The 17281-nt window shown below is 73.3% G+C and carries 13 protein-coding genes; 7 read left to right on the forward strand and 6 right to left on the reverse strand.

The genetic code is table 11. The features are described from left to right. Positions 1 to 54: 54 nt before the first annotated feature. Together QFZ75_RS40635 and QFZ75_RS40640 are read left to right on the forward strand one after the other, a co-directional pair. Positions 55 to 1119 carry an aldo/keto reductase gene (locus tag QFZ75_RS40635; protein WP_307545801.1) on the forward strand — a complete coding sequence of 355 codons (1065 nt, stop codon included), beginning with the start codon at positions 55 to 57 and terminating at the stop codon, positions 1117 to 1119. Between the two features lie 66 nt (positions 1120 to 1185). Next, on the forward strand, positions 1186 to 1929 hold the full coding sequence (locus QFZ75_RS40640) for an SDR family oxidoreductase (RefSeq protein ID WP_307545803.1): 744 nt from the start codon (positions 1186 to 1188) through the stop codon (positions 1927 to 1929). Positions 1930 to 2159: 230 nt separating this feature from the next. On the opposite strand, the gene QFZ75_RS40645 is transcribed toward QFZ75_RS40640, so the two are convergent. Next, positions 2160 to 2600 carry a VOC family protein gene (locus QFZ75_RS40645; RefSeq protein ID WP_307545805.1) on the reverse strand — a complete coding sequence of 147 codons (441 nt, stop codon included), beginning with the start codon at positions 2598 to 2600 and terminating at the stop codon, positions 2160 to 2162. A gap of 584 nt (positions 2601 to 3184) precedes the next feature. Between QFZ75_RS40645 and QFZ75_RS40650 the strand changes: the two genes are divergently transcribed. Continuing rightward, entirely contained in the window at positions 3185 to 4390 is a 1206-nt protein-coding gene (locus QFZ75_RS40650; RefSeq protein ID WP_307545807.1) for a PP2C family protein-serine/threonine phosphatase, read from the forward strand. A 90-nt stretch (positions 4391 to 4480) separates the two neighbouring features. Here the strand turns inward: QFZ75_RS40650 and QFZ75_RS40655 are convergent, their stop codons facing one another. The 3 genes from QFZ75_RS40655 to pgm form a co-directional block, all read right to left on the reverse strand. Next, positions 4481 to 4828 carry an STAS domain-containing protein gene (locus QFZ75_RS40655; RefSeq protein ID WP_307545809.1) on the reverse strand — a complete coding sequence of 116 codons (348 nt, stop codon included), beginning with the start codon at positions 4826 to 4828 and terminating at the stop codon, positions 4481 to 4483. 216 nt (positions 4829 to 5044) lie between these two features. Then, positions 5045 to 5548, reverse strand: coding sequence for an ATP-binding protein (locus QFZ75_RS40660; RefSeq protein ID WP_307545811.1), 504 nt, complete (start codon positions 5546 to 5548; stop codon positions 5045 to 5047). Between the two features lie 396 nt (positions 5549 to 5944). Further along, a complete protein-coding gene (gene pgm / locus QFZ75_RS40665; RefSeq protein ID WP_307545813.1) occupies positions 5945 to 7585 on the reverse strand; it encodes a phosphoglucomutase (alpha-D-glucose-1,6-bisphosphate-dependent) in 1641 nt (546 codons plus the stop codon). A 994-nt stretch (positions 7586 to 8579) separates the two neighbouring features. On the opposite strand from pgm, the gene QFZ75_RS40670 reads away from it, so the two are divergent. After that, a complete protein-coding gene (locus tag QFZ75_RS40670) occupies positions 8580 to 11894 on the forward strand; it encodes a GH92 family glycosyl hydrolase (protein WP_307545815.1) in 3315 nt (1104 codons plus the stop codon). Positions 11895 to 12046: 152 nt separating this feature from the next. On the opposite strand, the gene QFZ75_RS40675 is transcribed toward QFZ75_RS40670, so the two are convergent. Then, positions 12047 to 12928 carry an alpha/beta hydrolase gene (locus tag QFZ75_RS40675; protein WP_307545817.1) on the reverse strand — a complete coding sequence of 294 codons (882 nt, stop codon included), beginning with the start codon at positions 12926 to 12928 and terminating at the stop codon, positions 12047 to 12049. Between the two features lie 179 nt (positions 12929 to 13107). On the opposite strand from QFZ75_RS40675, the gene QFZ75_RS40680 reads away from it, so the two are divergent. Continuing rightward, the gene (locus tag QFZ75_RS40680) at positions 13108 to 15204 is read left to right on the forward strand and encodes an AfsR/SARP family transcriptional regulator (RefSeq protein ID WP_307545819.1); all 2097 of its coding nucleotides are present in this window, start codon (positions 13108 to 13110) and stop codon (positions 15202 to 15204) included. Between the two features lie 137 nt (positions 15205 to 15341). Beyond that, complete coding sequence (locus QFZ75_RS40685) at positions 15342 to 15665, forward strand: hypothetical protein (RefSeq protein WP_307545821.1); 324 nt, start codon at positions 15342 to 15344, stop codon at positions 15663 to 15665. 156 nt (positions 15666 to 15821) lie between these two features. Here QFZ75_RS40685 and QFZ75_RS40690 read toward each other — a convergent pair whose 3' ends face one another. Continuing rightward, the gene (locus QFZ75_RS40690; RefSeq protein ID WP_307545823.1) at positions 15822 to 16271 is read right to left on the reverse strand and encodes a spore-associated protein; all 450 of its coding nucleotides are present in this window, start codon (positions 16269 to 16271) and stop codon (positions 15822 to 15824) included. A 720-nt stretch (positions 16272 to 16991) separates the two neighbouring features. Between QFZ75_RS40690 and QFZ75_RS40695 the strand changes: the two genes are divergently transcribed. Next, a complete protein-coding gene (locus tag QFZ75_RS40695) occupies positions 16992 to 17234 on the forward strand; it encodes a hypothetical protein (protein WP_307545825.1) in 243 nt (80 codons plus the stop codon). Positions 17235 to 17281: the final 47 nt, after the last annotated feature.

The raw sequence follows: 17281 nt of genomic DNA on the forward strand, positions 1-17281 counted from the left end.
CGTGGCGGTCGCAGTCTTGCTCCCGACGACGGATCACAGGCACAGGAGGACACGATGTCACTCACCCTTGACACCTACCGGCTGCTGGGCCGCTCCGGGCTGCGGGTCTCACCGCTGGCACTGGGCACGGCGACCTTCGGCACCGAATGGGGCTGGGGCGCCGAGCGGGACGAGGCGCGCAAGCTGCTCGACCTCTACCTCGAGCGCGGCGGCAATTTCGTCGACACCGCGAACACCTACACCAACGGCAGTTCCGAGCGGCTGCTGGGCGAATTCGTCCGCGACAGCCGCGAGAGCCTGGTGCTGGCGACGAAGTACTCGACGCTGCGCCGGCCCGGCGACCCGAATTCCGGGGGCCCTCACCGCAAGAACCTGTTCGCGTCGGTGGAATCCAGTCTGCGGCAGCTGGACACGGACTACATCGACCTGCTCTACCTGCACGTGTGGGATTTCAGCACACCGGTCGAGGAGATCCTGCGCGGCCTGGACGATCTGGTCCGGCAGGGCAAGGTCCTGTACGTGGCGATCTCCAGCGCTCCGGCCTGGCAGGTGTCGCGCATGCAGGCGATCGCCGACCTGCGCGGCTGGTCGCCGCTGGTCGCGCTGCAGATCGAGTACAACCTGATCGAGCGCACCGGGGAACGTGACCTGATTCCCATGGCACGCGAGATGGGGCTGGGTGTGGTCCCGTTCTCACCGCTGGCCGGCGGGGTGCTCACCGGCAAGTACAGCCGAGACGACCTGACCGCGACGGACGCCGCCTCCGGCGACAGCGCCCGGAAGAGCTTCAACGCCGCCCTGGGAATGGTCACCGAGCGCAACCTCGCCATCGCCGACGTCGTGAAGGAGGTCGCCGCGGAGCTGGGCCGCACGCCCGCCCAGGTCGGGCTGGCCTGGACCCTGCGGAACCCGGGCGTGACGGCACCGATCATCGGCGCCCGCACCCCCGCGCAGCTGGAGGACAACCTGGGCGCCCTGGGGGTCGACTTCTCCGCCGTCCAGCTGGCCCGCCTCGACGAGGCCAGCGCGATCGATCCCGGTTTCCCGCACGCCATGCTCGCCAGTGACCACATCCGCAAGGCGACCGCGGGCGACCTGAAGATCCGGACCCGACGCTGAATGCGTGACGGCCACGATTTTCGAGACGAAGAACGAAAGAACGAAAGAACGAAGGAAGGACAGCGCGTGGGTAAGTACAGCGAAAAGAACGCAGTGATCACGGGCGGCGGCACCGGCATGGGGTTCGCGCTGGCGAAGCTGCTGGTGGACGGCGGGGCGCGCGTGGTGATCACCGGCCGCTCCCGGGCCACGCTCGACACCGCGCGGGAGCGGCTCGGCGAGAACGCGGTGGCCGTCCGGGGCGATGTGGCCTCGCTGTCCGACCTGGATGCCCTGGCCGGCCGCGTGAAGGACGAACTCGGCACGGTCGACGCCCTGTTCGTCAACGCCGGCATCGCGCCCCTCACGCCTTTCGGGTCGACGACCGAGGAGGCGTACGACGAGCTGTTCGCGATCAACGTCAAGGGCGCCTACTTCACCGTGCAAAAGCTCGCCCCGCTGCTGAGCACGGGCGCCGGTGTCGTCCTGACCACCTCGGCCGCGAACGTCATCGGCATGCTGGACACCAGTGTCTACGCGGCCGGTAAGGCGGCGCTGCGCTCGATGGCCCGCAGCCTCTCCCGTGAACTGCTTCCGCGCGGAATCCGTGTGAACGCGGTCAGTCCCGGTCCCATCGACACGGGAATCCTGAACAGTACGATGACCGAAGAGGCCGCCGAGCAGTTCAAGGCGCAGCGGGTCGCCGACAATCCCATGCGGCGTTTCGGCACTCCCGGCGAGGTCGCCGGGGCGGCCGCGTTCCTCGCCTTCGATGCCACGTACACCACCGGCGCCGAGTTCGCCGTGGACGGAGGCGCCACCCAGCTCTGAGCTCGCCCTGCCGTTCCACCACAGGCTCAGGCGACGGGCTTCAGGCCCGACCACGACCGGGCCCGGCCACGACCGACCGAGAGCCCCCGCCGGTGCCGTCGTTCCAGAGCCTGTGCGCGGGGGCCGCCACGGAAGTTCGGGCGCGTCCTTCGTCGTACACGCGCCGCTGTGCGCGACCCGTTCCAGGTCAAGGCGATCGGATCGGTACGTTGCGCGGGGTTCCGTCCTTGTCAGCGCAGTTGCTCGGCCAGCCCGACGATGATGCCCTCCGGGCCGCGGACGTAACAGAGCAGATAGCTGTCCTCGAACCGGGCGATCTCGCCGAGGAGTTCGGCGCCGTGGGGGCGCAGGCGGGCAACGGTGTCCTTGAGGTCGTCGACGGCGAACATGACACGGTGGGTGCCCAGAACGTTGTGCGGCCGGTCGCGCGGCCCGGCGCTGGTCGCCGCGGGGCTGCGGTACTTCGCCAGCTCGAGCCGGCTGTGACCGTCCGGGGTCCGGACCATCGCGATGTCGCAGCGGACGCCGTCGAGTCCGGTGCACTGGTCGGCGACGAGGCCTTCGACCTGCGCCCTGCCCTCCAGTTCCATACCGAGTTCCACGAAGAACGCGATCGCGGCATCCATGTCCTCGACGACGATGCCGACGTTGTCCATCCGCTGAATCGCCATGCTGGTTTCTCCTTCTTCCTGGTGCGGCCGGTGGCGGCCGCTGACACCCCTGGGACGGAGCGGGCGGCACGTTCTCGACATCCCCGGACCGCCGGACTCCGAAAAAAATCAGGATCGACCCCGGCGGTGACACGGGCACCGTCGCCGCGGTGACCGGAGGCCTCGCGGGGGCGTACGGAGGCATTCGTCGACGCCGCGGGGCGCCCGGGGAGTGGGGGCGGCCGGCCTTCGCCCTGTACGCCGACGTCCGCTGCGGTGCCCTGAACCCGCTCACCGGCGATCTGGAGAAGGCGCTGGGCCGCCCGCCACGGGATTTCGCCGACCACGCCCGCACCGCCGCCGCACGGGGCGCCCGGGGCCTCGGCGGATGTCCGTCCGCAACCGGCTGCGGCGATGCGTCCGGGGTCCTGAGCGCAGCGCTTCGCCACATATCGGCGTGGTCGTCTGTCAGTAATCGGATCACAGGGGTAGACGGGAGGGGACACGGATCGGAACGGCGGAGAGGTGAGGAGGTGTGTGGTGTGACACGACGTGATCGTGCGGTGCGACGCATGCTGACAGGGCTTTTGGACGATAGCCATCTGATGTCGTTCGAGTGCCTGCCGTCACGGGTGGCCGAGCACGCCGCACCGGCCGGCCTCCAGGACGTCCTCATCTACCTCGGTGACCTGCAGCGCGACGTGCTGCGGCTGCTTACCGGCCAGGGCCTGGACGCGGCCCGGGGCGCGCCGGAGGGCAGGGGGGAGCTGTCGGTGGAGGGCAGCGTCGCCGGCCTCGCCTACCAGTACGGGCGCATCGTGCCCGACCCCGGCGGCGGACCGGGCGTCCACGGATGGTGGGTGCCCCTGCTGGACGGCACCGAACGGCTGGGCGTGCTGTACGTGACGACCGCCGAGGACAGCCAGGACGTGCGTGAGGACATGCTGGCGCTGGCCTCCCTGGTCGCGATGCTCGTCGTCGGCAGCCGGGACACCAGTGACGCGCACGCCCGCCTGACCCGTGCCCGGCGCATGAACGTCGCCGCGGAGATGCAGTGGACGCTGATGGCGCCGCGCACCTACGCCGACGACCGGGTGGTCATCGGCGCCGTGATGGAGCCCGCGTACGAGGTCAGCGGTGACGCCTACGACTACGCCACGGCCGACGACATCGTGCACGTGTCGGTCTTCGACGCCATGGGACACGACACCTCCGCGGGGCTTACCGCCAACCTCGCCATGGGTGCCTGCCGCAACCACCGCAGACAGGGCACCGCCCTGGCCGATCTCGGCGACGCCATCGAGGCGGTTCTGCTGGAACAGTTCGGTTCCACACGATACGTCACCGGCATCCTCGCCGATCTCGACACCTCCACCGGGATGCTGACCTGGGTCAACCGCGGGCATCTGCCGCCCGTCCTCATCCGTGACGGGCGCTGGACCACCCTGCTGCACTGTCCGCCCGCCCATCCCATGGGCAGCGATCTGCATCTGTCGACCACCGTCTGCCGCGAGCAGCTCCGGCCCGGCGACCGTCTCGTCTTCTACACCGACGGCATCACCGAAGCCCGTACCCGCCGCGGTGAGGAGTTCGGCCTCAAGCGCTTCATCGACTTCCTGGTACGCCACCATTCCGACGAACTGCCCGTCCCCGAGACGCTGCGCCGGCTCATCCGCGCGCACCTGCACCACCACGACGGTCAGCTGCAGGACGACGCCACCATCGTGCTCTGCGAATGGCTGGGCCCCCAGCCCCGCCCGGCCGCCGCCGGACCCCGGGCAGGGGTTCCCGGCCCCGTGCCCCGAGACTGAAACGCCCCGCCTGCCGCTACGGGCCGGCGTCTGCGGTACGGGGCTGCGGTACGGGGCCGTCGTGGCCGTCGCCGCGGACCGGGTCGGGGATCAGGAAGCGGCCGCCGAGCAGGCGCGGGTCAGGGTCGGGCTGATGTGGACGACCTTGTCGGCGCCCGTGATCTTCAGCAGGCGTACGAGCTGGGGCGACGGGGCGACGATGCGCAACGTGGTGGACCGGTGGAAGTGCAGGAGCAGGTTCAGCGCGCTGGAGTCGACGAAGGTGACCCCGCTGGCGTCCAGGACGACGGCCGGATGTGCTGCGGCGGCCTCCTCCATGGCCTGTCGCAGCGGAGGAAGGGAGTCCACGTCGACGTCCCCCTTCGCGGCCACGACCGAGCAGTTGTGCAACGCGTACTGCTCCAACTGGAGTTCAGGACGGCCGGCATGATCGTGCATGTGGGAACTCCTCGTGTGCGGGGTCTGGGCACGCACTCATTATCAAGCCGTCAACCACAGGCGCACCAGCCTCTCCACCTCTCCATGGGCTGCGGGCGGAGCGGGGAGCGAAGCAGGAGAAGGACGCGGCCGCGTCCAGGCCTCGGGCAGGTGGCCGCAGCCGGCCGCCGTGGCCTGGAGCCGTCGGCCGGTAGGCCCGGCCGGCGGACCCGGCCTTCATTCCCCTCCCGGCGGGCGGGGGGCCAGGGGGCGGTGTCCGGTGACGTCGCCGCCGGGGTCGTCGGCGAGCATGACCGAGGCGGTGGTGCGTTTGCCGACCGGTTCGCGGTGCACCTCGAAGCTCTGGGACACGGCCATGACGATCTCCAGCCCGTGCTGGCCCACCCGGCCCGGATCCGCGTTGCGGCCCACGAAGAGCACCGAGGCGCTGTCCCAGACCGTGATGGTGATGCTGCCGCGCAGCAGGGCCAGATCGAGCAGGCACGGTCCGGGAGCGTGTCTGATCGCGTTGGTCAGCAGCTCGCTGACCACCAGCTGCACCGTGCCCAGCGCGCGGGCCGAGACCGGCAGGCCGTGGACGGCCTGGAGGCGCTCGAGGAAGTCACGGGCCAGGGCGCGGCCCTGGGCGATGTCGGCGGAATCGCCCTCGTACGCGGCGGACACCGCCACCAGCTCGCTGTCCCCCGGTCGCGAGTCCTGCTTTCGGGCAGCCTCGTCCATGCCAACGACCGCCCTCTTCCTGAGCGTGCAGTTACGTCTGCGCGCATACCCCCGTTTTCGGGCCGCACCGGAAAATGTCGGCACCGGTCGAGAACCGCCCCGTACATGATCTTCAGATCGGTGCGGGCGCGCGGTCCGGCCGGCCGCCGGCGCGGGCCGTGGACCGCTGTACGTCCTGCGGCCCAGCGCGGCGCCGGCGGCGAAGCCGTCCTCCGCCCGCAGGACGGCACGCCGCACGGAACGGGCCGGCCGGCGAGCCGTCCCTCGGCGTACGGCACCGGGCGGCCCGGGCCGAACCAGCCGCCCTTACGACCGCATGAAGCGGCCACGGCGGCCGGCATGGTGCCGGAGCGCCCCTGCGTCGCGGCCGGTCCGCGCGGGGCGGATCCGCCGAGGTCAGGTGTTCAGGGCCGCCAGCACCGTCGACCTGGCCTCCTCCTGGACGCGGTGGAGGTGGTCGGGGCCGAGGAAGGACTCCGCGTAGATCTTGTAGACGTCCTCGGTGCCCGAGGGGCGGGCCGCGAACCAGGCGTTGGCGGTGGAGACCTTGACGCCGCCGAGGGCGGCGCCGTTGCCGGGGGCCTCGGTGAGGACCGAGGTGACCGGCTCGCCGGCGAGGGTGTCGGCGGTGACCTGGCGCGGGGACAGCTTCGCCAGCAGCGCCTTCTCCTCGCGGGAGGCGGGGGCGTCGATGCGCGCGTAGGCGGGGGCACCGAAGCGGTCGGTGAGCTGCGCGTAGTGCTGCGAGGGCGTCCTGCCGGTGACGGCCGTGATCTCGGAGGCGAGCAGGGCCAGGATGATGCCGTCCTTGTCGGTGGTCCACACCGAGCCGTCGCGGCGCAGGAAGGAGGCGCCGGCCGACTCCTCGCCGCCGAAGCCGAGCGTCCCGTCGGACAGACCGTCCACGAACCACTTGAACCCGACCGGGACCTCGACCAGCTGCCGGCCGACGTCCGCCGCGACCCGGTCGATCATGCCGGACGACACCAGGGTCTTGCCGATCCCGGCCCCGGCGGGCCACTGCTCGCGGTGCGAGAACAGGTAGGAGATCGCGACGGCCAAGTAGTGGTTGGGGTTCATCAGGCCGCCGTCCGGGGTGACGATGCCGTGCCGGTCGGCGTCGGCGTCGTTGCCGGTGGCGATGTCGAACCGGTCGCGCTGCTCGATGAGCGAGGCCATGGCGTACGGCGAGGAGCAGTCCATACGGATCTTGCCGTCCCAGTCCAGCGTCATGAAGCGCCAGGTGGGGTCGGCGAGCGGGTTGACCACCGTCAGGTCGAGGCGGTGCTGTTCGGCGATGCGGCCCCAGTAGGCGACCGAGGCGCCGCCCAGCGGATCGGCGCCGATGCGCACGCCGGCCCCCCGGATCGCGTCCAGGTCCAGCACGCCGGGCAGGTCGGCGACGTAGCTGCCGAGGAAGTCGTGGCGGCCGGTGCCGGGGGCGGCCAGGGCACGGGTGTAGGGGATGCGGCGTACGTCCTTGAGGCCCGCGGTGATGATCTCGTTGGCGCGGTCCTGGATCCAGGAGGTCGCCTCGGAGCCGGCGGGGCCGCCGTTGGGGGGGTTGTACTTGAAGCCGCCGTCGGCGGGCGGGTTGTGCGAGGGGGTGACGACCACGCCGTCGGCGAGACCGGTGGTGCGGGCGCGGTTGTGGGTGAGGATGGCGTGCGAGACGGCCGGGGTGGGCGTGTAGCCGTCGCCCTGGTCGATGAGGACGCTCACGTCGTTGGCGGCGAACACCTCCAGGGCCGTGATCCGCGCGGGCTCCGACAGGGCGTGGGTGTCGGCGCCGAGGAAGAGGGGGCCGTCGGTGCCCTGGGCGGTGCGGTACTCGCAGATGGCCTGGCTGGTGGCCGCGATGTGGTCCTCGTTGAACGCCGCCGCAAGGGACGAGCCGCGGTGTCCGGAGGTGCCGAACGCCACCCGCTGGCCGGGCTCGGCCGGGTCGGGGTGCAGCGCGTAGTACGCCGTGACCAGGCGTGCCACATCGACGAGGTCCCCGGGTCCGGCGACCTGTCCCGCTCGCGCGTCCTGCATGTCCCGCTCCTTCATCAAGGCCGGCCGTTGCATACCGGCTCATTCTCCCTGCCCGGCCTGCCGGGTCGCACACCGGGCGCGGCGCCCCGGAACGGGGTCCCGGGGCGCCGCGTATCGGTTCTCCTCCCGGGTGCGCGGCCGGGTGTACGGCTTGCGGGGCGGCCGGGCGGGCACGGTCCGCCCCGCGGGGGTCCCGGAGCCCTCCGGGGGGGGCGGCTGCCCGCGGGTCCTGCCGGACTCCGGCTCCGGCTCCGGCTCCGGCTCCGGCTCCGGCTCCGGCTCCGGGCCGACGCCACACCGGTGGCGCGCCGGTGGCGCCCGGGACGGGACGCAGCCGCACGGCCGCACGGCCGCACCGAGGGGGCCGCCCCGGGCGCCTGCCGGCCCGTGCCCTGGGAGCCGTCCACGGCCAGGTCCAGGAGCTCCGGGCTCCGCCCGGTCCTTCCCGCCGTCCGCCCGGCGGGCGTCTGCCGCCGAAAAGCCTCCGCCTGCCGCCCGCGGCGCTCACTGCGCGCCCGGCCGGCCAAAGGGCGGATCCCCCCTCGCGGTGCCGCCCGTCCCGCGCGTCGGACGGCAGGGCGGCAGGCGGGGGCGTCGCGGCCGTCGCGGCGAGTAAGGCGTGCGCGCGCGCGGGCGCGATGACGGGCCGCCGCCTGTCCGTGCCAGAAGTATTGACAACGATGTCAGGCGCGTGATCTAGTCCGCTTCCGTCCAGCTGGGTGCCGTTGACTGTGCTGTGAAGGGGGCTCACCGCGATGACCTGCGCGTCGTCTCCCTTCCGTGCGGAAGCCGTGTCCGCGGCGTACGCGGGGCGAACTCCCGCACACGGGCCGGCCGGTCGGCCCGCATCCCTCCGTATCCCTCCCCATCCCTGCAGCCCCCGTCCGAGCCCTGCACGTGCGGCCGACCGAACGCGGCCTCCGTGTCCGTCACTTGGAGATTCGCCCCTCATGGCGCGCAGCGCACGAGAGGCGAGGAACAGGAGACCGCCTCCATGCACAGCCCCCTGCGCAGACCCCTCCACCGATGGCGCGAGCGCGCCTCGACCGTCCTCGCCGCACTGGCGCTGCTCGTCGCCGGCAGCGCCCTGGGGCCGGCGTCGGCCGCCGACCGGGCCCCCGCCCGGGCATCCGGGGCCGCCGCCCAACTGACGTCCCTGGTCAACCCGTTCATCGGCACCCAGAACTTCGGCAACACCTTTCCCGGCGCCAGTGCCCCCTTCGGCATGGTCCAGGTCAGCCCGGACACCGGCGGGCAGGGCGGCTACGACTACCAGCAGGACAAGATCCACGGGTTCAGCCAGACCCATCTCTCCGGCGTCGGCTGCTCCGTCATGGGTGAGCTGCCGATCATGCCGACGACCGGGGCGGTCGACAGTGTCGATCCCGATGCCTACCGCTCGTCCTACTCGCACGAGGACGAGGACGCCGAACCCGGTTACTACCGCGTCGGGTTGAAGACGTACGGCATCGACGCCGAGCTGACCGCCACGGCCCGCACCGGATGGCAGCGCTACACCTTCCCCTCGACCGACCGCGCCAACGTCCTGTTCAACACGGGCCGGGCCAACCAGAAGGTGTACGACTCGGAGGTGCACGTCGTCGGCGACCGTACCGTCGAGGGCCGTGTCGAGGCGGGCAACTTCTGTGCGGGCAAGGACAAGCACACCGTCTACTTCACCGCGACCTTCGACCGGCCCTTCACCGCGCACGGCACCTGGCGCGGGAACACCCCCTCCCCCGGCGGGCGGGACGCGGCCGGCGAGGGCGCAAACGGCGGCTGGGTGACCTTCGACGCCGCCTCCGACCGTGACGTGGTCGTCAAGGTGGGGCTCTCCTACACGGGCGTCGAGGGCGCCAGGGCCAACCTGACGGCGGAGACGGACGACTCGTACGACTTCGACGCCACGCGCGCGGCGCTGCACGCGACCTGGGAGCGGCAGCTGGAGGCCGTGAAGATCGGCGGCGGGTCGGACGAGCGGCAGCGCGCGTTCTATTCGGCGCTCTACCACGCGCAGCTGCATCCGAACCTGGCCGGGGACGTCGACGGCCGGTATGCGGGCTTCGACGGGAAGACGCATCAGGCGTCGGGGTTCACGCCGTACCAGAACCTGTCGTTGTGGGACACCCACCGGCCGCAGAACCAGCTGCTGCAGATGCTGCAGCCGAAGGTCGCCCGTGACGTGGCGTTGTCGGTCGTCGCGATCGGGCGCGACGGCGGCTGGCTGCCGCGCTGGTCGCTGGCCAACAGCGAGACCAACATCATGACCGGTGACCCGGTGACGCCCTTCCTGGTCGAGGCGTGGTCCAAGGGCCTGCTGGCGGGTCACGAGAAGGAGGCGTACGCGCTCCTTCGCAAGAACGCCCTGAGCACGCCGCCGGAGGACTCCCCCTACAACGGCCGTGCGGGGGTCGCCGCCTACCAGGAGCGCGGCTACGTGCCGAGCGGGCTGGAGCCGGGGAAGGACTGCCCGGACAAGGGCGGCGACAACGACTGCCGTCACCCCGCTTCGGCGACCCTGGAGTACGCGGCGGCGGACGCGTCGCTGGCGCTGATGGCCAAGGGGCTGGGGCACACCGCGGACGCCCGCGTGTTCGCAGCACGCGGGCAGTGGTACCGCAACCTGTGGGACTCCTCCATCCAGCAGTTCCGGCCGCGTACGGGTGAGGGCACCTGGCTGACGCCCTACGACCCCGTCGAGGCGGGTCATCAGTTCCACGAGGGCGGCGCCTACCAGTACCAGTGGCTGGTGCCCCAGGACCCGGCCGGGCTCGTCTCCCTGATGGGCGGCAAGCGGGAGACCGAGAAGCGGCTCGACTCCTTCTTCGCCTACGACAAGCTCCTCGCGGACCCCGCCAAGACGGCTCGCGAGGACTGGATCTCGGCGCCGTACGACTACTACGGCAAGCCGACCTACAACCCGAACAACGAACCCGACCTGCACTCCCCGTACATGTACCTGTGGGCCGGCGCGCCGGCCAAGACCGCCACCGTGGTGCGCGCCGCGATGACGCTCTTCACGGACGGGCCCGACGGCATGACCGGCAACGACGACCTGGGCACCATGTCGGCCTGGTACGTCTTCTCCTCGCTGGGCCTGTACCCGACGACCAGCGGGGGCGACTTCCTGGCCGTCTCCAGCCCGCAGTTCCCCTCCGCGGTCATCCGCATCGGCGCCTACGGCAAGAAGCAGGGCGGCACCCTGACCGTCAGGGCACCGGGCGCCAGCGACACCCGACGCTATGTGAAGCAGGCACGGTTCGGCGGGAAGAACCTGCGGGCCACCTGGCTGGACTGGGACGCGGTCGCCCACGGGGGAGGCCTCGCCTTCGAGATGGCCGCCGAGCCGTCGGCATGGGGTACGGGCAAGGGCGCCGAGCCGCCGTCCGTGAACCGTGCGGCGGCCGATTCGCGCCGCCACCTCGATGCCTCGCTGCGCACCGGCTCCGACGTCCTGCCGACGGCCGACAGCGCGCAGAGCGTCCCTCTGAAGCTGGACGTGCTGGGCCAGTCCCCCGGCACGCTGCGGGTGGGCGTCGGCGTGAAGGCTCCCGAGGGCTGGAGCGCGAAGGCCTCCGCGCCCTTCTCGCTCACGTCCCACCGGCTTCCGGTCCAGCGGACCGCGACGGTGGACGTGAGGGTGCCGGCGGGCACCGCGCCGGGTTCGTACACCGTGCGGATCACGGCGAGCGCGAAGGGGGTCAAGCCCGTGGAACGGGTCGCGGCCATCGAGGTGCGCGCCGCGGCCCGCTGCGCGGCAGGTGCCGAGGAGCAGTGTGCCGTCGACCTCGGCAAGGAGGTCAACCACGACGGAACCGCGACCGTCGCGGCCTCCGGCGAGGGCGACTTCGACGGAGGGGGATGGAGCTTCGACGCTGATCTGCTGCCCGCGGCGGGCCCGGTCGTCTGGGACGGCGTGCCGTACGACGCCCCCGATCCGTCCGGGACGGCCCCCAACTTCGTCGAGGCCCGCGGTCAGTCCATGCTGCTGCCGGCCGGGTCCTACCGTGCGCTGCGGCTGGTCGCCGTGGCCCACCACGGCCCGGTGACGACCATGCTCACCGTCCGCTACACCGACGGGAGCACCGACGAAGTGCCGGTCCCGGTGGGCGACTGGGCGGGGTCGGCGCCGCAGGGAAGTTCCGTGGCGCTGGAGATGCCGCACCGGATCAAGCGCGGGCAGGGCGTGGACGGTCCGCCGGTGCGTCTGTTCGGTGCCTCGGCGGACCTCGACGCGTCGAAGACGGTGCGTTCCGTCGGTCTGCAGAACGATCCCCGGGTGCAGCTCTACGCGATCACTCTGCGGTAGGGCTGTTCCGTACGTCCGCCGGCCCCGGCCCGGCGGCCCCGGTCTGTCGATCGGGGCCGCTCGGGCCGGGGCCGCTGGGGGGGGGCGGTGCGACCGTGGCGGTCGTGCTGCCCCCTTTCGGCAGCCGGGGGGGTGTGCGGGAGCGGGGGATCTCAGCGGCCGGTGAGGGCCCGGATCTCGTCGGTGATCAGCCGGGGGTCCTCCTCGGCCATGAAGTGGCCGCAGGAGACCGTGCGGTGGCGGAGGTCGTCGGCCCAGGCGCTCCACAGGCCCTGGGCGTGGTAGCCCAGGGCCGCGCCCCAGTCCTGCTGGAGGACGGTGACCGGCATGGCCAGCCGGCTGCCGGCCTTCCGGTCGGCGGTGTCGTGGTCCATGTCCACGCCGGCGGAGGCGCGGTAGTCGGCGACGATGGACGGCACCGCCGCCGCGGACGCGGCGAGGTAGTGGGCGCGGACGTCGGCGGGGATGGCGGCCGGATCGTTGGTCCATGCGTCGAGGAAATGGGCGAAGAAGGTGTCGGCGGACGCCTGGATCAGCTGTTCCGGCAGGCCCGGCGGCTGGGCCATCAGATAGAGGTGGAAGCCGACCGCGCCGGACACCCCGTGCAGGGCGTTCCACATGTCGGGGGTCGTCAGGACGTCGAGGAACAGCGCGCGGGAGACCGCCTCCGGGTGGTCCATCGCGGCCCGGAAGGCGACCAGGGCGCCGCGGTCGTGACCGGCCAGGGTGAAGGAGCCGTGCCCCAGCGCGGCGGCGAGGCGGACGACGTCGCGGGCCATGGTCCGCTTGGAGTAGACGTCGGGGCCGGTCTCGGCGGGCTTGTCGCTGGCGCCGTAACCGCGAAGGTCGGGGCAGATGACGGTGTGGTCGGCGGCGAGGTCGGCGGCGACGTGCCGCCACATGAGGCGGGTCTGCGGGAAACCGTGCAGCAGGACGACCGGGCTGCCGGTGCCGCCGACGGCGGCGTTCAGGGTGACGCCGTCGTCGACCCGCACGCGGTGCTCGGTGAAACCGGGGATGTTCGGATGGGTCACAGCGGCTCCTGTGGCTCGTGGCAGAGTGGACGTCCCGGGTCCGGCGGTCCGGCGGTCCGGCAGTCCGGGACGTCCGGGACGTTCGGGGACGTCCGCCCAGGCTGGAGGCCCCGGATCAGCGATCGATGAGTGACCGTGCGCCGCCTCGCGGGCGGCGCCGCCCGCGAAGGGAACATGCCGTGGGCGTGGAGTTCGGACTGCTGGGGCCGGTCGGCGCCTGGGACGCGGAGGGCGCGGCGCTGCCGCTCGGCGCGCCCCGCCACCGGGAGGTGCTCGGCCGGCTGCTGATCGCCCGGGGCCGGGTCGTACCGGTGGGGCGGCTGGTGGCCGACCTGTGGGAGGGCCCTGCGCCGGCCGGTGCCGTCGGCGCCGTCCGCACCTTCGTCGCGGCGCTGCGGCGCGCCCTGGAACCCGGCCGCGTACCCCGGCAGCCGTCCCGGCTGCTGGTCACCGACGGTCCCGGCTACGCCCTGCGTGCCCCTCGTGAGGCGGTCGACGCCTGGCGTTTCGAGGACACCGCCGCGCGGGCCGGCCGGGCCGCGCCCCACGCGGCCCTCGCCCTGTGGGACGAGGCGCTCGCCCGCTGGCGCGGGCCCGTGCTGGCCGACTTCCCGCACGCCGCGTGGGCCGCCGCCGAACAGGTCCGGCTGGAGGCCCTGCGCCTGGACGCCGTCGAGCGGCGCGCCGACACCCTGCTGGCCACCGGCGCCGCCCGGGACGCCGTCGCGGACCTGCGCGCCCACCTCGCCGCGCACCCGGGCCGCGAGGAGGGCTGGGTGCTGCTGGCGACCGCCCTGGAGCGGTCCGGGCGGCGCGGCGAGGCCCTGGACACCCTGCGGCGGGCCCGCCGGGCCCTCGCCGGCGCCTACGGGCCGGGCGCCCGGCCCGCCCTGGCCCGCAGCGAAGCCCGCATCCTCGGCGCCACCGGATCCGCGACCGAGCCGGCCGGGACGGCGGACAGCGTGTGGGAGCGCACCGCCGCCGCGTGGGACCGCTCGGTGCCCGCCCGGTCCCGGGCACGGCTGCACGCCACCGCCGGCCTGCTGCGCGATCTCGCGGTGACCGGTGCCGACGGCCTGCGGGAGGCGCGCACGCACCGCCGGGACCTGGTCGCGGCGGCGGAGACGACCGGGGACACCGAGCTGGCCGCCAGGATCATCGGCTCCTACGACGTACCGGCGCTGTGGACGCGCGCCGACGATCCCGAGGGAGCCGGCGAACTCGTCCGGGCGGCGGCCCGGGCCGCCGCCCGGCTCGGCCCGCAGGGCCCGCCCGCGCTGCGGGCCCGGCTGCTGTCGGTCGTCGCGGTCGAGTCACGTGGCGACGCCGCCGCCGATGCGCCGCCGTCCCGGGCGGCCGGGGCCCCCGCGGCCGAGGGGTGGCGGCTGCGTGCCGAACGCGCCGCCGAGGAAGCCGTCCGGCTGGCCCGGCGCCTGGGCGACCCCGCGCTGCTCGCGTTCGCCCTCAACGGCGCCTTCATGCAGTCCTTCGCCACCTGCGGGTCGGCCGCCCGCCGCGATGTTCTGGGGGCCGGCCTGACCCGGCTGGCCGTCGAGCACCAGCTGCCCGGACACGAGGTCCTGGGACGCCTGATCCGTCTGCAGGCGCTCGCCGGCCTCGGCGATCTCACGGCGGCGGACGCGCAGGCCGAGGAGATCGACCGCCTGGCACAGCGCAACGAGCGGCCGCTCGCCGCGGTGTTCACCGCCTGGTACCGGGCCCTGCGCACCTGTGAGACCGACGGCTGGCCGGCCGCCCGCCCCCGGTACGCCCGGGTCCTTCAGGAGACCGCCGTCTGCGGCATGCCCGGGCTCGGCCGGGGAGCGGCCGCGCTGGTCGCGCTGGTCCCGGTGATGCGCGGGGACGGCCTGCCCGGTCCCGACGACTTCGCCGGCCTCGACGCCGGCCCCTACCGGCCCTGGCTGGAGCCCTTGCTGCTGGCCGCTTCCGGTGCCGGCGAACAGGCCCGCCGGGCGCTCACGGCGGTGGCCCGGCCACCGCACGACCATCTGCAGGAGGCGCTGTGGTGCGTGCTCGCCCGCGCGGCGGCGGCCGTCGGGCACGTGCCGGTCCTGCGCCGTGCCCGTGACGAGCTCGCCGCCGCCGGGGCCGAGTCGGCCGGCGCCGGCAGCGGTCTGGTCTCCTTCGGCCCCCTGACCCACCACCTGCTGGCCGTCGACGCCGCGCTCGGCGTGCACGCCCCCTGCGCGGGGCCGGCCGGCGACGGAGCGGGCGGGCGCTCACCGCTCGCGGCAGGAGAGACCGAGCAGGACTGAACAGCCCCGGGCACCGAACCGATCACGGCGCGGGACGGGGCGGGGCGGGGCGGATCATGGAGTGGCGCGGGGCAGGGCGGCGCGGATCATGGAGTGGCGCGGGGCAGGGCGGCGCGGATCATGGAGTGGCGCGGGGCATGCGCGCGACGACTCGCACGACGCCGGCGGCCACGACCGCTCCTGCGGCGGCGTCCGACTTCGTCGAGGCCCGCGGCGCCGTCCGGCACGAGAAGCTGCGGCGGGGAGACCGTCCGGCCGGGACCCGCGCCGACAAGGGACAGGGCTTCTGCTTCGACCGGACCGCCCTCCACCGCATGCGCCGTGAACCGGGCGCCGGCCCCGCCGTCACCGTGCACGCCTGCTCCCCGGCGCTGGAGCACACCGGGCACCAGGGGTCGCCGGGCGGCCGTGAAGAGTGTGGTCGTGGAGGGCGGTCGCCTACGCGGCGAAAGGCTCCATGAGGCTTCAGCCGAACGATCGTCCTCATGGGCAATAGGTGAGGCCCGGGGACACTGTCCCCTCCACAACCACACCCCTTCCAACCAGCCCGTCCCGGCGGATGTTCCCGGCACGGGCGACTCGCCGGCCGGACCCGGGGCCGGCCGGCGAGCGGCGGATCAGCGGGTGAAGGTCACCCGGTGCTCCTGGCGGGCGGCGCAGTTGGAGTCGTTCACCTGTACGTACGTGTTCTTGATGCCGCCGCCCCAGCTGACGCAGTGGGCCTTGCCGTAGACGTAGGACGGGCCCGCGTACGAGGTGTACCGCCCGTAGTCCTCGTCGTACTCATCGGTGTCGGGGACGTAGATGAAGGTGGACATGTCCACGGCGGTGCCGGGGGTGTTGCGGATGGTGGTGACGCAGTTCTTGCCGTTCGCCGCGTTGTAGGTCAGGTAGACGGTGCCCAGGGAGCCGATGGGCGCCGAGTTCACGGTCTTGTAGGCGCTTCCGCAGACCTTCTGCGGCGTGGTGTTGGGCGCGGCGGAGGCGGGCGCCGCCAGCGCGGTCGTGGCCCCCACCGCCAGGGCGGCGAACGCGGCGGCGCTCAGGACAGAACGGTTCAATCTCATATTTCCCCCTTGTGGTCTTAGGAGTTGGTTGCTCCTGCCTGGTGTGACACGCGGGTCGGCCCGAGGGTTGTGCGCAGGTTCGGTGGAAGCAGAAGAAAGGCGGCCGTCGGGACCGCCGATGCCCTCGCGTGCGGCGGCCGGGCCGGTCCGCCGCTCGCCGCTCACGTGCGGGAGCGCCGCCGCCGTGGAACTCACAGCGGCGCGAGGACCATGGGGAGGACTGCGGACGTGCCGCAGTTCACACACCGTGCGGCGGCAACAGCGGAACACTCCGGGGGAGTTGGCCGTTCATCCTCATGTGGCTGCGGAGGGGACAGTGTCCCCGGGCCTCACCTACAGCCCATGGGGACGATCGTCCGGCTGAAGCCCCATGGAGCACCCCGCCGAGAGGCGACCGCCCTCCGCAGCCACCACCCACCACCCCGGCCGGTCTCCCCCGTCCGGCCGGGGTCCTCCCACATCCGGCAGCGGCGTCCGGCTCGCGGCCCGGGGCAGGCCGCCCCGGCCCCGGTCAGGCCGCGCCGGCGCATCCGGGTGCGTACGCCGCCCGGTTCCACGACGGCCGCCCGTACCCCCTCGGAAGGGCGGGTTCACGGCGCGGGGAGCCGCCGACGGCCTCCATGGCGAACCTCGGTCCCTCCCCGCGGGCGGGCGACGCCCGCACCGCCGGTGCGGGGAGCCGCCGGGCATTCGAACGGCACCGGCGGGAACACGCACTCCATGACGAACTCTCCTGACCAACCGCACACGCCCCACGCACCGGGTTCCCAGCCGAGCGTCCAGCCGGGATCCGACGAACCGCAGACGATCACGGCGCCGACACCGCCCGTGGCGTGGGACGGCGACTCCCCCGACCAGGCCGACCTGACCGACGACCGCGCCGGCGGTCAGGCCGGTGAAGAAGACGAGCGGGAGCAGGACCGCAGCCGCGAAGTACCAGGGACGACGCCCCAGGGCGGCTGAGCTCCACCGCGGCCCGCCCCTCTCCCCCATCCGGCCCCCGCCCCCCG

The sequence above is a fragment of the Streptomyces sp. V3I8 genome, assembly GCF_030817535.1.
In the GTDB taxonomy this organism is placed as follows: Bacteria; Actinomycetota; Actinomycetes; order Streptomycetales; family Streptomycetaceae; genus Streptomyces.